At 47.9% G+C, this 19,264-nt stretch carries 16 protein-coding genes; 13 read left to right on the top strand and 3 right to left on the bottom strand.

The window, feature by feature from the left end; translation table 11 throughout:
- Nucleotides 1–6: 6 nt before the first annotated feature.
- The gene (locus BUB16_RS10450; protein WP_084088191.1) at nt 7–3,870 is read left to right on the top strand and encodes a DUF2194 domain-containing protein; all 3,864 of its coding nucleotides are present in this window, start codon (nt 7–9) and stop codon (nt 3,868–3,870) included.
- Between the two features lie 219 nt (nt 3,871–4,089).
- Here the strand turns inward: BUB16_RS10450 and BUB16_RS10445 are convergent, their stop codons facing one another.
- Nucleotides 4,090–4,623: a TrmH family RNA methyltransferase gene (locus BUB16_RS10445; RefSeq protein ID WP_073063409.1), complete on the bottom strand. Its 534-nt coding sequence runs from the start codon at nt 4,621–4,623 to the stop codon at nt 4,090–4,092.
- A 287-nt stretch (nt 4,624–4,910) separates the two neighbouring features.
- On the opposite strand from BUB16_RS10445, the gene BUB16_RS21500 reads away from it, so the two are divergent.
- The 7 genes from BUB16_RS21500 (at nt 4,911) to BUB16_RS10415 (ending at nt 12,137) form a co-directional block, all read left to right on the top strand.
- Nucleotides 4,911–5,204 carry a hypothetical protein gene (locus tag BUB16_RS21500; RefSeq protein ID WP_170864360.1) on the top strand — a complete coding sequence of 98 codons (294 nt, stop codon included), beginning with the start codon at nt 4,911–4,913 and terminating at the stop codon, nt 5,202–5,204.
- Between the two features lie 98 nt (nt 5,205–5,302).
- Nucleotides 5,303–5,776, top strand: a complete 474-nt coding sequence (gene greA / locus BUB16_RS10440) for a transcription elongation factor GreA (protein ID WP_073063406.1) — start codon at nt 5,303–5,305, stop codon at nt 5,774–5,776.
- A gap of 4 nt (nt 5,777–5,780) precedes the next feature.
- Nucleotides 5,781–7,142, top strand: a complete 1,362-nt coding sequence (locus BUB16_RS10435) for a UDP-glucose dehydrogenase family protein (RefSeq protein WP_073063403.1) — start codon at nt 5,781–5,783, stop codon at nt 7,140–7,142.
- Nucleotides 7,143–7,155: 13 nt separating this feature from the next.
- Entirely contained in the window at nt 7,156–8,118 is a 963-nt protein-coding gene (locus BUB16_RS10430; protein WP_073063400.1) for a UDP-glucuronic acid decarboxylase family protein, read from the top strand.
- Nucleotides 8,119–8,258: 140 nt separating this feature from the next.
- Nucleotides 8,259–9,509 (top strand): BamA/TamA family outer membrane protein, encoded by a 1,251-nt coding sequence (locus BUB16_RS10425; protein ID WP_139240269.1) that lies wholly within the window; start codon nt 8,259–8,261, stop codon nt 9,507–9,509.
- A gap of 44 nt (nt 9,510–9,553) precedes the next feature.
- On the top strand, nt 9,554–11,260 hold the full coding sequence (locus tag BUB16_RS10420) for a caspase family protein (protein ID WP_073063393.1): 1,707 nt from the start codon (nt 9,554–9,556) through the stop codon (nt 11,258–11,260).
- 16 nt (nt 11,261–11,276) lie between these two features.
- Nucleotides 11,277–12,137, top strand: a complete 861-nt coding sequence (locus tag BUB16_RS10415) for an EamA family transporter (protein WP_073063390.1) — start codon at nt 11,277–11,279, stop codon at nt 12,135–12,137.
- Here BUB16_RS10415 and BUB16_RS10410 read toward each other — a convergent pair whose 3' ends face one another.
- Entirely contained in the window at nt 12,138–13,067 is a 930-nt protein-coding gene (locus BUB16_RS10410) for a hypothetical protein (RefSeq protein WP_073063387.1), read from the bottom strand. It lies immediately after the preceding gene.
- 13 nt (nt 13,068–13,080) lie between these two features.
- Nucleotides 13,081–13,416, bottom strand: coding sequence for a hypothetical protein (locus tag BUB16_RS10405; protein WP_073063384.1), 336 nt, complete (start codon nt 13,414–13,416; stop codon nt 13,081–13,083).
- Between the two features lie 288 nt (nt 13,417–13,704).
- On the opposite strand from BUB16_RS10405, the gene sufB reads away from it, so the two are divergent.
- The 5 genes from sufB (at nt 13,705) to BUB16_RS10380 (ending at nt 19,264) form a co-directional block, all read left to right on the top strand.
- Nucleotides 13,705–15,156 (top strand): Fe-S cluster assembly protein SufB, encoded by a 1,452-nt coding sequence (gene sufB, locus BUB16_RS10400; protein ID WP_073063381.1) that lies wholly within the window; start codon nt 13,705–13,707, stop codon nt 15,154–15,156.
- A 67-nt stretch (nt 15,157–15,223) separates the two neighbouring features.
- On the top strand, nt 15,224–16,006 hold the full coding sequence (gene sufC / locus BUB16_RS10395; protein WP_073063379.1) for a Fe-S cluster assembly ATPase SufC: 783 nt from the start codon (nt 15,224–15,226) through the stop codon (nt 16,004–16,006).
- A 4-nt stretch (nt 16,007–16,010) separates the two neighbouring features.
- On the top strand, nt 16,011–17,345 hold the full coding sequence (sufD, locus tag BUB16_RS10390) for a Fe-S cluster assembly protein SufD (protein ID WP_073063376.1): 1,335 nt from the start codon (nt 16,011–16,013) through the stop codon (nt 17,343–17,345).
- A gap of 14 nt (nt 17,346–17,359) precedes the next feature.
- A complete protein-coding gene (locus BUB16_RS10385; RefSeq protein ID WP_073063373.1) occupies nt 17,360–18,607 on the top strand; it encodes an aminotransferase class V-fold PLP-dependent enzyme in 1,248 nt (415 codons plus the stop codon).
- Nucleotides 18,608–18,712: 105 nt separating this feature from the next.
- On the top strand, nt 18,713–19,264 hold the full coding sequence (locus BUB16_RS10380) for a NifU family protein (protein WP_073063369.1): 552 nt from the start codon (nt 18,713–18,715) through the stop codon (nt 19,262–19,264).

Genomic DNA, 19,264 nt, shown 5'->3' with positions numbered 1-19,264 from the left:
ATTCCCATGTGTAATCTATTCCGCTTCCGTTGTACTTATTTCATTATCATCCTCACGTTGATCTTGTGCGCCTGTATTGGCGGCTGTTCTTTTCAGCAGCTTGAGGAATACTTAAATCCCGGGACCAGAGAGCCGCTTGCGTTAGTAATCAGCAATAAGGAAGACCTCTCATCTAATGCTATTTACAAACAAATTTCCAAAACGCTTGATTATACCAGCATTCCTTATTTCAACCATGATCTTTCCGTAGCCGACAAGCCGCTGCATATATCTCCGTCCGTAAAATTGGCCTATATAACGACTAACATGGTGGAGCAGTTAAAGAATGATGAAGTTGAGCTACTTATACGTTTCGTGGCCGAAGGACATCAACTGATAATATTGGCGCCTGTTTTTGATGACCGGATTGCCTACCTGATGGGGCTGAAAAAAAACCCTTCCTATGAGATTGACAATGTAGCGGAAGGGTACCATTTTCATACAGATATTTTTCCCGGGTACAGGGGACGTAGCCTCAAAACCTTGAACCCCTATCAACACAGGGGGATTAAAGGTTCAGAATTTATAAAGGAAAAGAATGTCCTGGCCACCGCTATCAATGATACGACCTACCCGGTCATTACAGAGCGAAAAATAGGGCAGGGAAGCTCCATTTTCTTTAATACCATTCAAACAGAGGAAAAGGATTACCGTGGCTTGATTTTTTCAGCGGGCCTGAGGGTCCTGGAAGGTTACCCATATAGAATAGCGAACGCCAGTACTATCTTTTTAGATGATTTCCCGGCGCCCTTATACAATGAGAAACTGCCACCCGTTGACGAGGAATACGATATCACTCATGCAGAATTTGTACATAATGTCTGGTGGCCCGATATGAAAGCACTGGCCGACAGTTTTGATATCAGTTATACAGCACTGCTTACCTTCAATTATAACGCTACCGTTGTACCTCCCTTTAATTTTGACGAGTGGGAAGCCAATAAATTTACTATCGGTGGAATCACACAAAATACGAGTCCATGGCTTGCCCAGGATATAAGTAAAAGCAGACACGAGTTGGGCTTCCACGGCTATAATCATTTTTCATTGTGGCTGAAAGACTGGCAAAACGAAGGATTTATGGAGGCGGCCCTGCGTGCCGCAAGGAAACGCTGGACCATCAATAATCTCGGCACGCTGCCACAAGCATATGTGCCACCCACTAATGAGATAGATTCGGTAGGCCTTGCCAGTATTAATAAAGCTTTTTCCGAGATTAAATACATGAGTTCTATCTACAATGGGGATGTTGAAGATGGAGGGGGACGGGAATTTGGCCCGGATCCCTATATTCCCTCGTTATTTAACTATCCCCGCGTAACCAGTGGATTTGTCGACAATGAGTTTTCAATGCTTAGTCAAAACAGTATGTTTCTGTATACCGGTATTTGGACCCACTTCATTCATCCCGATGATGTTTTCCAGGTGATGCAGCGAGCTGAAGATAACTATCGAAGCCGTAACCCATTGGGATTAGGCTGGCATAGCAGTAAGACACACAATTATGGATTATACGAGGTCTTTAAACAGCGGCTTGAAAGAACGGTCAGAACCTATCCCGGAATCAGGTTCCAGACGGTTAGCCAGTCTGTCCCCATTGTCAGGAATTGGCTTTTTACCCAAAGCCATTACCATGTTATTGATTCGACCCTGAAGATAAGTACAGAGACAACAAAATCCGGAATCCGGCAGAATAAGGAAAAATTCTGGTTTGTCTATGTGAGCGACAAAAACCGCCCTCAGTTTGAACGAGCACTTCTTGATTCAGAGACCGAATTTGCAGCGTCAAATATATGGGATGGCAAGCTGTACCAGTTTTTAACCACTTCCGATACGTTGGCCTTGCCGGTATTGAATACGGGCGCCGTGTCTGCCGGATATGAGCAGGATATTGTCCGGATACTTGCAGACTACCGGGATTACACCGGCCTTTACGGCGAGTCGCGATGGGTCGATACCCGGTTTGAAGATGCTCTATCCGCCTTGAAAGGAAATCCAACCTCTGAGAGCCTGCAAGACACGGTGATAGCATTGGCCGTTGAATTTGACAGTCTCGAAACGGCCATATCTGTCCTGGAAAAAAGGATTATACATCGGTCTAATTGGAGTGCACAGGATATCGAACAATTGCTTAAATTTTATGGCTGGAGGGGGCAATTAGACAGGGCATTTTCTTTTCTGGAACAACTGTGGACAACGTTCTCCGACCATTCGATCATTATGTTTAAAAATATGATGGTCGAACGATATGGTGCTCCCAGTTTAGATTTCCAAAAAATGTGGGCAGAAAGGGAGTTGGTTCTCGAACCTGAAAATGAGTTGCTGCTTCGGCATATGGTATATCTGCATTATTCAAATGAGTCATGGCCGGAGCGGAAACACTATATTAAACGCCTGATTGATCTCAATCCGCGCTCCGATACGCTCTACAAATTTGCCCTGGATAATTCAATAGCTTATGATGAACCTCAAAATACATTGGAATGGCTCCGGGAATTTCCTGATGAAGTCTCAATCCAATTACAGCCGCTGGCCGCAAGTATCGCGTATCTCTATGCCAATGAAGGAGAAACAACAAGGGCCCTTATGTGGACAAATAAAACAGATCAGATACCCAATATTACCGAACTTGAATGGCTGCTTCAGCAAAAGAGATACCACGATTTTATTACCAGGTCAGAAATCTACATGAAAGAACAACCCTCAAATGATTCTCTTCGTGCTTATATCGGGCTTAAGCTGATATTTGAACACTTCGTTGAGGAAGGATATGATACACTCTACCCCTTGTTTGAACAGGACAATGCACAACCACAGACAAAAAAGCTTGTTTATACTGAAATTGGGTATATGGATTTCGAACAGAAGAAACAGTTTTATAATACCTATCCCAGTTTTTTCCCCGACAGTCTGAAAGCCAATTTGAATTCTACCTACCGGCAGAATGAAGGATTTGAAATAGGGACCAGCAATTCCTTTGCTACCGATAATTATGAAAACGAGAAAGCGACGCTGGGTATTTATGCCCAGTGGGGAGACCGGTCGGGAGCAACGTATCGTTTTACCGTTGAAGAAGGAATTGTTTCTTCTAATATACTTGAAAACAATGAGTTGCATGAATTACATCATTTAAACTATAGGTATTCTCAAAGTTTCGGGGGTCAGGCGACGCAATTATTTATATCGGGAGGAACCTACTTTGATAATCAGAAAACACGCCCCGAATTAAGCGCTGGTATTTTGTTTTCAAAACCATCCTCCTTTACATCGACTAAAATTCAATTTGAGCCTGTTTTTACCAACCGGAGTATTCAGCTAGACATGAATCAAATACGCGCAGAGATCTACAGAGATGATTACTGGTTTAACAATAATGGAGTGCAGAGCACGCTGTCGCTTAGCGGTAAATGGTACAGCAATAATGTGTTGGCATATGAGGGGCTGTTTCGACTTTATTGGAAAATGCCTTTTTCCACTCGATTAAGCCAACTGAGACCTCTGGCTGATTTGTCTTATGCAGACGCGACCGAAAAATTTCTTTTCGCCATGCCCTACTATACACCGGATAAGATTCTCACCAAGGGAGGAGGCATGGAATTCAGCTACAAAAATAAATTGTATGATCCCGGTTTTTCCACGGGAATATCATTTATGGCTAAACACAATATACACGATGGGACCTTTTACTCGGGAAATGCCCGTCTGTCTGCCCGCATTAACAAATACTGGCAACTGTCGCTCCAGGGCGCGCTTTCTACAAGCAACATTTACCGGTATAACCATGTGGGCCTTAATATTTCACACATATTTCCAAAAAAGTTTGTTGAATAGAAGTCTTTGAAAAACCAGGGTTTTAGGTCAAGATCGAGGCCAGCGGAAGGGTAGAATCGCATCCTATAGCTCATATGAGAGGGCTTCAACCGACTTACAACGCCGACATCGGGCAAAAGAGCGGTTTTGCAAAGGTTTTGAATAATTTACCGGTTTCATTTAATTAAATTGGCAAATTAAAAAAATAAAGTAGGCAACTCTTTTTACTTTTCATCTCTTTCACCAGTATTTCTCCAGGAAGGCATAAAGCGCCACTCCCACGGTAACGGACACATTTAAGGAGTGCTTGTGTCCATATTGTGGAATTTCCACAAAGTCATCAATATGAGTCAACAGGTCCTCATCCAGGCCTGTCACCTCATTGCCGAAAGCCAGGCAGATCTTTCGGTCTTTCGGGACCCCATACTCCGGAAGCAGTACGCTACGGGTCATTTGCTCAAGTCCCACCAGCCGGTAGCCGTTTCCTTTCAGCTGGCTTATCTTGGTATCCAACTGGTCGCACTCGACATGCTGCCATTCCACATACTCTTCGGCCCCGATGGCTGTTTTGGTAATTTCGGGCCGGGGGGGAGTAGGGGTGTAGCCGGAAATAAGTATTTCATGGATACCAAAGGCGTCGGCACTCCGAAAAGTCGCTCCCACGTTGTGCATGCTCCGGACATTATGAAGCAATATTTTAAGGTCTCCCAGCTGACCCGGTATGCTGCGATCTAAATTTTGCTTGAGAATCTCTTTGGTACTGAGTTTCTGCATGTTTATTTACGTTTGCCGAATGATTTGTAAAGTGGTTATCCAGATACTGAGCTTAAAATAACGTAGGCCCAATATGATATGAGACCTCTTTTAAACGCGATTGAAGTCGCAAGGAGGTTTTGGCAATGTCGTGGCCTCAACAATGAGGGTGACGTACTGATCACAACACTTCATTTCCCGGTCAGGTACAGGGAGGTTCCCTCAGGTTGTTCCCGGTGGTCGCTGGATCCACCGCATTGGCAGCTATACATAACAAACTGTGTTAAAATAGGAATTGCGCAAAGATAATGACAATAGGGATTGGGCAAAACAACGGTTTTGCAAAGGTCGATGTTTTTCAAAACCACAGAAGGCTACGTCCAGCGCTACCAAAATATTCAGCAAGTCTTTGTGCTTCTCCCGGGAAATTTTCCGAAGCTGTTTTCCATGGCATATATGATATGCCTGCCAGAGTTATCCAAAGAGGAATAATATTGCCAATTTTTCACCAGCTCACCGGCCACGAAGTGCTTCACAATGACCAGCTTGCGGACCTGCACGGATGGGAACATATAAATTTAGATTTGGTAACAGAAGGATAAACATGGTATTTTAACGCACTGAACAACCCATAGATGTCAGCTCAACGGCTGGCATTTATTTTTATGTACTAAAAAGAGTTTTGAATTAAAAGCTGATTATCGTGGAAAAGAATTATTTATCACGTGAAGGATTTGAAAAACTGGAAGCCGAGCTAAAAGATCTTAAGAGCAGGGGACGCAAAGAGATTGCTGAGGAGATCGCTGAGGCCCGTGCCAAAGGAGATCTGAGTGAGAATGCGGAGTACGATGCCGCCAAGGAAGCGCAGGGTATGCTCGAAAAGCGTATCGCAGAGCTCGAGAATGCGCTGGCCAACGCCCGAATTTTGGACGAAGAAGACGTGAAAACCGACAAGGCCTATTTACTTTCCACGGTCACCATACATAATCACAAGGTAGACCGGGAAGTTAAATATACCCTGGTGTCAAAGGATGAAGCTGATTTTAAAAAAAATAAAATTTCCATAGAATCACCCATCGGAAAAGCTATTTTAGGATCGGAAATCGGTGAGATCGTCGACGTAGACGTCCCCGCCGGTAAACTAAAACTTGAAATCAAAAATATTGAGAGATAAATAAATGAACATAACGGTCATAGGAACCGGATATGTGGGACTGGTCAGTGGTACCTGTTTTGCCGATTCGGGCAACAATGTTACATGTGTAGACATAAATGAAGAAAAAGTTAACCAGCTGAATAAAGGAAATATCCCGATTTATGAGCCGGGACTGGAAACCCTGTTTGATCGGGGACAGCGGGAGGGACGCCTTCACTTTACAACTGAGATCGAAGGAGCGGTCAGGCAGGCTGATATCGTATTTCTGTGCCTGCCTACACCGCCGGGGGGCGACGGACAGGCGGATCTCTCGGCAGTGATGACAGTAGCGGGACAGCTGGGCGGGCTTCTCGAGGATTATACGGTCATTGTCAACAAGTCCACGGTTCCGGTGGGGACCGCCGACCGGGTACGTCAGGCCATCGCCGGGCAGGCCGATGAGGAGCTGTTTGACGTGGTCTCCAACCCCGAGTTTCTGCGCGAGGGAGCTGCTGTGGACGATTTCATGTACCCCGAGCGGGTAGTGGTTGGCACATCAAGCGAGCGGGCGGCCGACATTATGACGACCCTTTACGAGCCGTTTGTACGCTCGGGTAACCCGATTATTGTGATGGATGAACGAAGCTCGGAGCTGACCAAATACGCCGCCAATGCAATGCTGGCAACCAAGATTACGTTTATGAATGAGATCGCCAACATCTGCGAGCGTGTGGGCGCCAACGTCGATAATGTGCGCCGGGGCATCGGTACCGACTCCCGAATCGGCAAGCGGTTCCTGTTTGCAGGTATCGGCTATGGCGGAAGCTGCTTCCCGAAAGACGTGCAGGCGATCCATTATACGGCGGGACAGCATGGCTATGATTTTAAGATTTTGGATTCTGTCATGAAGGTCAACGAAGCCCAGAAGGTCTCCATCGTTAAAAAGATGGAAGACTACTACGGCACCGACGATTTTTCCGGCAAACAATTCGGCATGTGGGGACTGAGTTTTAAACCCGAAACCGACGATATCCGGGAGGCCCCGGCTCTGTATATCGCCGAAGCGCTGGTGGAGCGGGGGGCGAAGCTGCTGGCCTACGACCCGGAAGCCATTGGCACCTTCAGGCAGGCGACCAGCCGGCAAGTGCTCGATCAAACGACGTTCGTCCACAGCCAGCAGGAGGCGCTCGATGACATTGATGCACTGGTTATCTGCACCGAGTGGAATGAGTTCCGGCGTCCAACGGTAGATAACTTTGCCAACAATATGAAACAGCCTGTGATCTTTGACGGACGTAACCTGTATGACCTGAGTCGGGCTGAAAAAGCGGGGATTACATATATCAGTGTAGGACGTCCCTCTGTCAATGTACCCGATATGGCAACAACCGGGAACGAGGTTTAATAAATCATATTTTGTGAGTAATTCAACAGCAAGGAAACGTGTTTTAATCACGGGTGGGGCAGGATTTCTCGGTTCTCACCTGTGTGACCGCTACCTGGCGGAAGGGTATGAGGTTATCTGCATGGATAATCTCTCTACCGGCAGTGCCGATAATATTGCTCATCTTATCGGCAACGATGATTTTGAGTTTATCAAACATGATGTTACAAATTTTATTCATGTCAACGGCGACCTGGATCTGATTCTACATTTTGCCTCGCCGGCCTCGCCTATCGACTATCTTGAGATGCCGATTCAAACGCTGAAAGTAGGATCACTGGGTACCCATAAGGCACTGGGACTGGCAAAGTCCAAAGAGGCTCGTTTCCTACTGGCTTCCACCAGCGAGGTGTACGGCGATCCGCTGACCCACCCACAGAACGAAAATTATTGGGGGAATGTGAATCCTATCGGCGACCGCGGGGTATATGATGAGGCCAAACGATTCGCTGAGGCGATGACGATGGCCTACCACCGTTATCATAATATAGAAACCCGCATCGTACGTATTTTTAATACCTACGGGTCCCGGATGCGCATCTATGACGGCCGGGCACTGCCGACATTCATGCGGCAGGCGCTCAACGGCAACCCGCTTACGGTCTACGGGGACGGGACTCAGACCCGCTCGTTTATGTATGTGGATGATTTGGTCGAAGGAGTGTGGCGGCTTTCACAAGGCAACTACAGCGATCCGGTCAATATCGGAAATCCCCAGGAAATTACGATCCTGGAGTTTGCCAAAGAGATTATTAATTTGACCGACTCTGACAGCGAGATCACCTTCGAGGAGCTGCCCAAAGACGATCCGCAGGTACGGCAGCCTGACATCAGCCGGGCCCGGAAGGTGTTGAATTGGGAGCCTGCTTTTGATCGGGAAGAAGGACTGATGAAAACCCTGGATTATTTCAAGCAGAAAGTGTTACGAGAAACATAGCCTTCCAGCGGATCGCCTTTTATTAATGGTATTTATGACTGTTAGCCGGGTACAACGCAGGGAGAAACGGTTCCCGTTAAAGCGGCCATCTTACCGGTACCTTCTAATTTCGATAGTAACCCAAATCAACGGTTAGACGAGTGAATTTTGAGAGATTGAACGTCATTGTTAATACAGGATTGATAATAACGGCTTTTATTTTTCTTGTTATTGCAGGTTCTCAGAAAGCCGTTGCCCAATCCGGCCAGAGTCAGGGATACCAGGTTTTGCCAGCGCCGGATGTCTGGTACAACAGTGTTGACGGGGTGAGGGTGGGAGTCCGGCTCCGGGGGGAAACACCCGGTACCTTTGGCGACGGTCCTCACCGCGTCAATGCCGGCATTTGGCTCGGCACCAGGTTTCCCGACCACCCCGTTTCGTATTATTTTTCCCTGACGGAACCCATTCCGCGGCTTTCTGATTTCGGCAGCGAAGCCAATGTGAATGTAAAAACCTCCTATCGAACCGGATTCCAGTCGCATGGAATAACCTTCAATAAACGATGGCAGGCAGGTTTTGATGAGCTGAATTACACTGAGATGAGCATCGGCATGGGGGCAGAACAGCGTTTCGAACAGGCTTATCTGCTGTACCCGCAGCTATGGCAGGACCAGTGGCTGTATCCGGTGAGGGCTTCGCTTTTAAGGACCAGCGCAAACAGGCCGGGGCGGTATCTCTTTTCATGGACTGTCCATGCCAATTTTATCGGGGACCATCCCGATTTTTTCCGCACGGAAGTAGCCCTGCATCAGCGGGTTCCGCTTTCTGAATCCTTTACATTTTTCGGCCGCCTTTATACCGGCCTGGCAACAGAAGAAACAGCTCCGGAGTATCTTTTTTCCCGCAGCATGCATTCTGCCCGCAGGTGGGTCGACCGGGGATTAACCCGGGCCCGGGGGACCATCCCGCCGGCCTGGATGGAATCCGGTAATATTCAGATTGCGGGTGGCGCCAACCTCAGGGGATATCTGTATCAGGATATTCAAATGCTGAACGGGAATACAGCTCCCTTGTATACGTCGCTGTCGTCTGTGAATATGGAACTCGACTATCCAAACCCCCTGGGGCGCGCTTTTAGAAAAATTCCCATTGCCGGGGAATTCATTGATTTTCGCTCGTACCTGTTTTTTGACAGCGGTACATCGGCGGGACTGACATCCATTGAGGAATCCGGTATATTAGCGGATGCGGGTCCGGGATTCCTCTTCTCCATAAATATTCCCGATTACCTGGGGAAATCACGCGGACTTATGATCCGGTATGATTTGCCGGTGTGGGTCTCGCATCCCGGTTCCGAGAATCATTTTAAATTCCGACACCTCATCGGTATCGGAGCAATAATATCACTGTAAGGTTTTCTGTGAAGAAGTCGACCGACATATTATTTTATTTTGTCATGTTGTTATTGCTTGCTTCCTGTACCAGCGGGAGGTGGGTGGTAAAAGACGAAGACGCCGTAGACCGGTCCGATTACGAAATATTGGAACAGAAGAAATTTTTAGAAGTCTCAGATACGCTAAGCCCTGAAAATCCGGTCCTTACACTGGATGTTAAATCTCACACGACTTATCAGTTTCAGCAAAAGATGCTGGTTCAACGCAATATCCAGGATTACCGCTTGCGTCCGGGCTTCGTAGCGTTGGGACTCGCAGGAGCTGCAGCATCCTTTTACGCGGCTAATTCCAGTCGTTTTAACAGTGGATCGGCTCAATCACTCACTTTGAATACGGTCGGCGTGTTGCTGGCTGCTTCGGGATTTGCAAATCTTAAGCCTGTTGGTGACCCCCGCCCCGTGGGGGAAGAGCGATATCTCGAAAACACCGGAACGGTCATTGAAACCGATACGGTTAATATTCAGGAAGATGAGCCAACACCGATAAGCGCGTCTGTCACGTATAAGGGACGGATTGTTTTTGAAGAAGATCTCAAAGAAATTCTGGGAGGACATCTGCAAATTCCTCTTGCCCAGGGATTTAATGATCTTCAGCTGACAAATCGTGATCCCGGTTCTTTTGAGGTAGAGGTGACATTCGCCGATTCTACCTACCACTATAGCTATCCGGTTTCGTCCATCCTGGAGCCTTACGCACAAGTTACCACAGAACTTACCGAGCTGCGGAGCGAACCTTCCATACACCCGGAAAACGTGCTGGCAGATCTGACCCGCGGAAGTCAAATACGGGTTGATACGACGGTCGATGAACAGTGGTACAGGGTGTGGTATGGCATCTCGGAGAATTATATTCGCAGAGATGACGCCCAGCTGATATGGAGATCCACGAATTTTGCAGGGAATGAAGAGGTGGTTGCCGTGCCGCGTGTACCGTTCGGTAATATTGATGTGGAAAGCAATATCCCTGTTTTACGAGAGACGAAGCCTAACGCACAGGCTCTTATCATCACCAATGAAAACTATGACGAACCGCTATCCCGCCGGGAAAATACCCACAGAGACGGACAGCTGATGGAGGAATACCTTCAAAAGTCTCTTGGTTACGAGAGTAGTAATGTTCATCATCTTACGGACGTTCAGCAACCGGATCAAATTTACCGGCAGATTGACATCATTTCCGATGCCGTTAATGACAGTACCGAACTTTTTGTCTATATAGGGGGATATGGCGAAATAGATAACGGGCAGGAGCTGTATTTGAAAAGTGTCACTCCTGCTGCCGGAACCTCCGCCCGGGATGTCCCGCTCAGAGCTGTTTTCAGCCGGATTGCTTCGTTGCCAGACGGCCAGACCTGGATTGTCTCAGATATCGATTTCAGCCGAACACTGCCCGAAAATTTTACCGAGTCTGAACAGGAAACACTCCTGCGCTCTCATACCTCGATATTGACAGAGGATCCGGGAACCGTATGGGTAACGGGAAGTCAACTGGAAGAACCATCCCGACTGTATCGTTCATCGAAGGGAGAGGACAAGAAACATCATATATTCCCCTACTTTTTCGCGCGGGCTCTGCAGCAGAACCGGACTTCCGTCTCCCGGATTTATGATCTGCTCCGGCAAAATATTTCCTATACCTCCCGAAGACTGCATGAACGTCCCCAGCAGCCCATGATTTTGGGCGACCGTTCTGTTTCGTTCACTGAATAATCGGAGATAATCGGATATGGCCTATCTTCTGTATCTCTTACTCAGCTCTGTTTGTGCACTGGTGGTGGCCCATCTCCTGAAACATACGGAAGTGAAAAAGCTGCGAACCCTTAATACCCTTACGGTCAACTATCTGGTTGCTGCTTTAGTGGCCTTCCTGGTGGGATTTAGCGAAACGGGCAGCCAGTTATTTCGGCTGCCCGTCTATTATGTCCTCTTATTCTGTATGGCCGTGGGATTCTTTTTTATCAGTAACTTCATGGCGTACAGTAAATCGGTCCATGCCAACGGAATGGGCATCAGTATTGCGGCCATGCGGTTGTCGCTGCTGGTACCGGTTCTGCTCTCTGTCTATGTTTATGGAGAGTCGCTGGAGTGGCACCAGGTGACAGGAATTATACTGGTTTTTGGGGCTTTCTTGTTACTTGTTCCACTGAAAAAATCTTTGAAGATCGGCAATATAAACGTCTCCTGGCTGCTGCTTATCGTTTTTTTACTTACCGGGTTTGCAGATGCTTCCCTAAAGATATATAACGAAGAGTTAAGCCGGTCGCTCAATGAATTGACGTTTATGGGATGGATCTATTCAGGTGCTTTCTGTATTGGAGTACTTCTTTCGGTCCTCCGTCAGGGTCCGATGTTCACCCGGCAGGAAGCAAAAATGGGAGCCCTCCTCGGGATACCGAATCTCTATTCAGCCGTTTTTTTGATCTATGCCCTGGAGGGGATCAGCGGAGCGATAGCTTTTCCCGTGGTAAATATACTGAATGTACTGGGCGGCACGCTATTAGGAGTGCTTTTGTGGAAGGATGAAGTTACGGTAAGACAATGGGGAGGCATCGCTGTGGCTATCACGGCAATAGTGCTCCTGGTCTGATCAATACCAGCCGAGCTTAAATCCCCACCGACCGATGTCAAAAACAAATGCCAGTCCCCAGTAATAAACAAAATACATGCCGCCGGTGATGAGCGCAACGCTGCTTACCATTTGGAATTTGTATGGCTTCTTCCGGGCAACCGCCCCTATTTTTTGGCCGGCCATCCAGACTATAAGTCCGAAAAGCAGGGCCATCACCGCTATTTGTCCAAGTCCCTGAATCATCATAACGCCCGCCCCGTAAAAAGGACTGTTGGCACTGGCGGCATACACTAAAAACTCCCGGAAAACAGGGAAGGGGCGACCGATGGCAAAGCAGCCTACCAGGGTACCGAGCAGTAGTGCCTTGGTGGTTGTTTGATTAAAGAAAGCGCGTGTCGTATCCGAAAAACGATTTTTTATCTTATCCAAAAAACCCATTTCCAGAAAACCCCAAATAAGCATGATAACCCCTAACAACGAGAAAACGGCTTGCGCCTGGGCCAGCCGAACGGCTCTCTCATTTAACACCTTCATCCCTTCAGCACCCAAAAACCCAATAAAAAAGCCGTAAAACCCGGTAATGACAAGTACACCGGCTACAAAGCATCCAAAAGCCTTCCAAGCGGTCCGGCTACCGGATTGTCCCTCTTCCACAGAACAGGCGAGACCGGGAATCATGGCAAAAATAACACAATTACAGGCCGTAAACGTAGCGGCAAGTCCGACAATAGCGGCAAAAATAAACCCAAAGCCCGACCCTTTTGTGCTGTAGTCGCCGGCAAGATCCGAGGTGTTACCGATCGTATTCCCCGCAACGAATTCTTTTCCGAAGCCGTCCACCAGGTGGTAGTTCCAGAAACCAGCGATCAACACCGCCACTATTATAGCGGACAGCGCATAGAAAAGCCGTTTTTTAAAGGGGTAGACCGACCGAAATTCGTTTGACATATCGCGTGTTCCCTTACGTTGTTCTTCTCATACTTTGTACATGATCCCTGCCATAAATAATAGTTAGATAGGTTGAGAAAATTTCCAGACTATTGCAACCGGAAATTGCTGTTAAAATGGTTAATTCCGAAGGTTGAATTTGATTTGCATACTCCAATCCTATATCCCAGTTCCCGCCATAAAGCCTTAAGGGACACGCTTGTTTTCGGGAGCTACCTTGCCGCAACCAACTTTCTTTGTGAGATACAGGAACTAATAGCTTGCGTTTATCCCCTGTATAACCCTTTTCAATTGGCATTGCTTGGTTTAGATGGAGATATTCCCTACCAGAAATTGTCCCGGCACTCATGTCTTTGAGTAAGTGTTCTTGCCACCAACTTGTTTCCAATGGGGGACTTACGAGCATATTTCAGGGACGACTCCAATAGCAAAGCAGGGCAATTAATAAAGTTTACCTTGCTTGTAAGTTTGCTTATATTATCAGCCTGTGAGGGACCTTAAAATAAGTCGTCCCGCAAAGGATTACCGGACCTGTTTTTAGACTTGGTCTAAGTTAATTTTGAACGAACCTGTTTGATCTACTGTTTTCATAACAAATAAGAAGAGCACAGCATCCTAAAATAACCGCAGTCAACTTATGAGTGAAACTGAAGCACTTGAATCGATGGTCGGTGGTGAGTACAAGTACGGCTTTACTACCGATGTTGAGTATGAAGAATTTCCCAAGGGAATAAATGAAGATATCATCCGCGAGATCTCCCGCCGGAAAAATGAGCCAGAGTGGGTTACGGAATTCCGTCTGGAAGCATATGAAAAGTGGACTCAGATGGAGGAACCCGACTGGCCGAACGTGGAATATGAGACTCCTGATTTTGATAATGTCCAGTACTACTCAGCCACGAAAAAGAAGGGCAACGGTAAGAAACCCGAAAGCCTGGAAGACGTCGATCCCGAAATAATTGAAACTTATGAGAAGCTGGGCATTCCGCTGCAGGAACAGAAGCAGCTGCAGGGGATTGCGGTTGATGCCGTATTCGACAGTGAATCGATCTTTACGACCTTTAAAGAAAAACTTGGCGAGGCAGGGGTCATCTTCTGTTCTATTTCGGAGGCCATTCAGAATCATCCCGAGCTGGTAAAAGAATATATGGGATCGGTGGTGCCGAAGGGCGACAACTTCTACGCAGCTCTCAACTCAGCGGTATTCTCCGACGGATCCTTTGTATACGTTCCCAAAGATACGATCTGCCCGATGGAGCTTTCCACCTATTTTCGTATTAACAACATGCAGTCGGGACAGTTTGAACGTACGCTCATTATTTGCGAGGATAACAGCCAGGTCAGCTACCTCGAAGGCTGTACCGCCCCCATGTACCAGGAAAACCAACTGCACGCTGCCGTCGTGGAACTGGTTGCGCTGGAAAATGCCGAAATCAAGTACTCTACCATTCAGAACTGGTATTCCGGTGACGAAGAAGGGCAGGGCGGTATTTTCAACTTTGTAACCAAACGGGGACACTGCCGGGGAGATAACTCCAAGATCTCATGGACCCAGGTCGAAACGGGTTCGGCTATTACCTGGAAGTATCCCAGCGTCATAATGCAGGGGGATAATTCCATTGGCGAATTCTTCTCCGTTGCGGTTACCAATAATCGCCAGCAGGCCGATACGGGCACCAAAATGATTCATGTCGGAAAAAATACCAAGAGCACGATTATATCCAAGGGTATTTCCGCCGGTAAGTCAAATAACAGCTACCGGGGGCAGGTAAAAATCAGTCCCCGTGCGGACGGCGCTCAGAACTATTCGGTATGCGACTCGATGTTGATCGGGCAAACCTGTGGGGCTCATACCTTTCCGTATATTGAATCGGCAAACCCCACCGCCAAGGTAGAGCATGAAGCCAGCACCAGCCGCGTGGGAGAGGATCAGATCTTTTACCTGCAGCAGCGCGGCATGGATGAAGATGACGCTATTTCACTGATCGTCAACGGCTTTTGTAAAGAAGTGCTGAAAGAGCTGCCGATGGAGTTTGCCGTTGAGGCGGACAAGCTGCTGGGTATTAAACTTGAAGGCAGTGTCGGATAATGTAGAACATCCATCTTGCAAATCATTTTCAAACTATTAAATAAATTATACAGAGGAATAGATTAACGTGTTAGAAATCAAAGATTTACATGTATGTGTTGAAGAGGATCCGTCAGAAAAGATCCTGAAAGGTGTTAACCTGACAATCAATAAGGGGGAAATCCATGCCATCATGGGTCCCAACGGAAGCGGAAAGAGTACCCTGTCTAAAGTGGTGGCGGGACACGAGGCCTATGAGGTTACGCAGGGGGACATTCTTTTTGAAGGAGAAAGTATCCTGGATCTGGATCCCGATGAACGCGCTCACAAAGGTATTTTCCTGGCTTTCCAGTATCCTGTGGAAGTTCCGGGAGTGACCAACAAGAACCTGCTTCGCCAGGCGTATAATACGATTGCCAAAGAGCAGGGCAGGGAAGAGCTGGACCCGATCGAATTTGAAGACTATGCCGCGGAGAAACTCGAGCTGGTTGATATGAAAAAAGAGTTTATGGATCGCAGCGTGAATGCCGGGTTCAGCGGTGGCGAAAAGAAACGCAATGAAATTTTCCAGATGGCCGTGTTGAATCCGAGACTATCTTTCCTGGATGAAACCGATTCGGGTCTCGATATCGATGCCCTGAAAATAGTAGCCAATGGCATCAACCAGATTGCCGATGAGGACCGGGCGGTGGTTATGGTGACCCACTACCAGCGTATATTGGATTATATTGAGCCCGACTATGTGCACGTGATGATTGACGGCAGAATTGCCAAATCCGGTGATAAGGACCTGGCTGTCAAGCTTGAAGATCAGGGTTATGACTGGTTATCTGACACAGCATCTGTATCTGTAAACGGTGAACAGAATTAAGGAAATGACTACATTAAAGCAAACGAAACAAACTTTTCTGCAAGATCTGCTGGATTTCCAGGGATCATTGAACGGTAAATCGCAATTTTTGGACAAAGTTCGCCTCAAGGCTGCTGATGAGGTTCGGAATACGCCTTTTCCTCACAAAAAGGATGAAGACTGGCGGTTTATCAGTCTGCGTGAGCTGTATTCCGAAGACTATGAATTAGCGGCCACGGTGGACGTCTCACTTCCGGATATCAGTGACCACTACTTACCGGAAAGCAAGGGAGCACGCATGGTCTTTGTGAACGGGACATTTTCCAGGGAGCATTCTTCGACCGAAGCATTGCCTGAGGAAGTCGAAATAGGCAACCTGGCCGACCTTACCGCGGACGACCATCCGCTGATCGAGGAACACCTGGGCAAGTACGGTAATTTTGAGGGAGATGTATTTTCTTCTTTCAATGCGGCTTTTCTGGATGATGGCGTATTTATTCATGTCCCCGAAAATCTGAAGGTAGAGGTGCCTGTGCACCTGTTGTTTGTCCAGACGGATGCGGATGTTAATTATTTTTCAACTTCCCGGAGCCTGGTACTGGCGGATGCAGGCTCTGAGGTTACGATTGTAGAAGACTACATCGGACTGGGTGACAACAAGTATTTTAATCTTCCCGTTTTTGAGGTCAACCTGGAGGAAGAGGCCTACGTGAAGCATACGAAGATCCAGCGCGAAAGTAAGAAGGCCATACATATCGCCCGTACGGGTGCGTCTGTGGCCAGGCACGCTAATTATGAGTCGTATACGATAACACGGGGCGCCAAGCTTTCCCGAAATGAACCGCGTATTTCGCAGCGGGATGAAGAAGTGGAATTCACGGTTGACGGACTGGTATTGATTGACGGGGAACAGGTTTCGGATACCCATTCGGTGATGGATCACCGATTCTCCCATGCCGACAGTCACCAGCTGCATAAATGCGTTATCAACGGGAAGGCTCACTCGGTATTCAATGGTAAGATTTTTGTCCGCAAGGATGCCCAGAAAATCGACTCCTTCCAGGAGAACAGGAATCTACTGCTCTCCCGCAAAGGGCTGGTCAATACCAAGCCTCAGCTTGAGATTTTTGCCGATGACGTAGTTTGCACCCACGGCGCCACCGTTGGTCAGCTGGAAGAGGATGAGGTCTTTTATCTTAAAAGCCGCGGCCTGAACGACCAGCAGGCCCGCGAGCTGCTCATTTACGCCTTCGCACTCGAGACTATCGAAAATATTACGGTGGATTCTGTGCAAAAGTTGCTGGTGGATGAGGTGCACAGGTATACCGAGCGTCAATTAGATTCTCAACTTACGACTTAACAATAATCATATATATGGGCAAGGCTGCTTCCGCCATACCGACTGACACGGTCGATTTTGACCGCATACGGGCCGACTTTCCGGTTCTCCGGGAAGAGGTCAGGGGGAATCCGCTGGTCTACCTGGATAATGCGGCCTCCAGCCAGATGCCTTCCGTGGTCGCCGATCGGATGGATCAGTACCATCGCCGAGAGCATGCCAACGTGCACCGCGGCATCCACCACCTGAGTCAGAAGGCGACCGATGCTTATGAGGCCACACGTACCAAAGCGCAGCGGCTTATCAACGCGGAGCACGAGCATGAGGTAATCTATACCACCGGCACTACCGATGGTATCAATCTGGTCGCCCACAGCTTCTGCGAGGAATTTTTGTCCGACGGCGATGAGATCATCCTTTCAGAGATCGAGCATCATGCGAATATTGTGCCCTGGCAAATTGCCGCTGAAAAGCACGGCGCCGCTATCCGCGTAATCCCCGTTGATGACAGCGGCGAGCTCATTTGGCAGCAATACCTTGAATTGCTCAGCGAGCGGACTGCGATTGTGGCCATAGGCCACGTTTCGAATGCGCTGGGAACCGTTCACCCGGTGAAACAGATAGTCGAGGAAGCCCATAAACACGACATCCCGGTATTGGTGGACGGGGCACAGGCGGTACCGCACGGCTCTGTGGATGTACAAGAACTGGATGTCGACTTCTATGCTTTTTCTTCCCACAAAATGTGCGGTCCCACGGGTTTTGGTATCCTCTACGGCAAGGAAAAGTACCTTGATGCGATGCCCCCGTACCGCTCAGGCGGCGATATGATTGATAAAGTTTCCTTCGATGGAACGACTTACAATAAGCTGCCTTATAAGTTTGAGGCCGGAACGCCGCCTATTGTAGCGGGTATCGGGCTGGGTGCCGCGATCGATTACCTGACCGGTATCGGCATGGAGCATATTGCCCGCCGCGAACAAGAACTTCTGGAGTATGCTACCAGCCGACTGCTTTCCATAGAGGGTCTCCGTATCATCGGTACCTCCGAGCACAAAGCGTCGGTTATCTCTTTTGTATTTGATGACATCCATGCGACAGACATCGGTACCATCCTGGACCAGCAGGGAATCGCTGTTCGAACCGGCCATCATTGCGCGCAGCCGGCAATGCGCCGTTTTGATATTCCTGGTACCGCTCGCGCTTCTCTTTCTTTTTATAATAATGAAGAGGATATTGATCGTCTGACCGAAGGGGTTAAGCGTGCAAAAGATTTTTTCTGAACGACCATTCCTGTCTCTTAAAATAATAGTATTTCGTTAGAAACTATATTTTATTTATATTCGTTCTAAACAATGTAACTACTGTTCCAAATAAAATAAAAAGCTATGCCAAAGATTAAAGAAATTGAACGCACTCCAAATCCCGATGCAATGCGATTTGTATTGGGTGAAGCGCTAACAAATGGTGTAACAAAATCTTTTGAGGACAGTAGCCAGGCTGAAGGTGATGAGCTGGCTTCTGCGCTTTTCGCCATCGATCATGTAATCAATGTTTATTACGTGGATAAATACGTGACGGTTACCCAGGACGGGGAAGCCGTATGGTCGGAACTGCTTCGTAAGCTGGCACCGCCCATTCGCGAGGCTAAAGCGCAAACAGACGCGGTGGAAGATGATGAAGTTCATGCCACCAGGGAGGTGCAGGAAAGTGACGACCCCCGCCTGGTAGAAATTAACAAGATGCTGGATGAGCAGGTACGACCCTATCTGCTGGCCGACGGCGGCGGACTCAAAATTCTCGGGCTCGATGGCAACCGGTTAAAGGTTCACTACCAGGGAGCCTGCGGTACGTGTCCCACTGCCACCAGTGGAACGCTCTATGCGATCGAAAGCATGGTTAAGCGCGTCGATCCTGAGATACAAGTTGTTTCTGTTTAA

This window comes from Fodinibius roseus (genome assembly GCF_900129315.1).
Taxonomy (GTDB): Bacteria; Bacteroidota; Rhodothermia; order Balneolales; family Balneolaceae; genus Fodinibius; species Fodinibius roseus.
The sequence above is the reverse complement of the archived record's forward strand: the minus strand, read 5'-3'. Positions and strand labels throughout refer to the sequence as shown.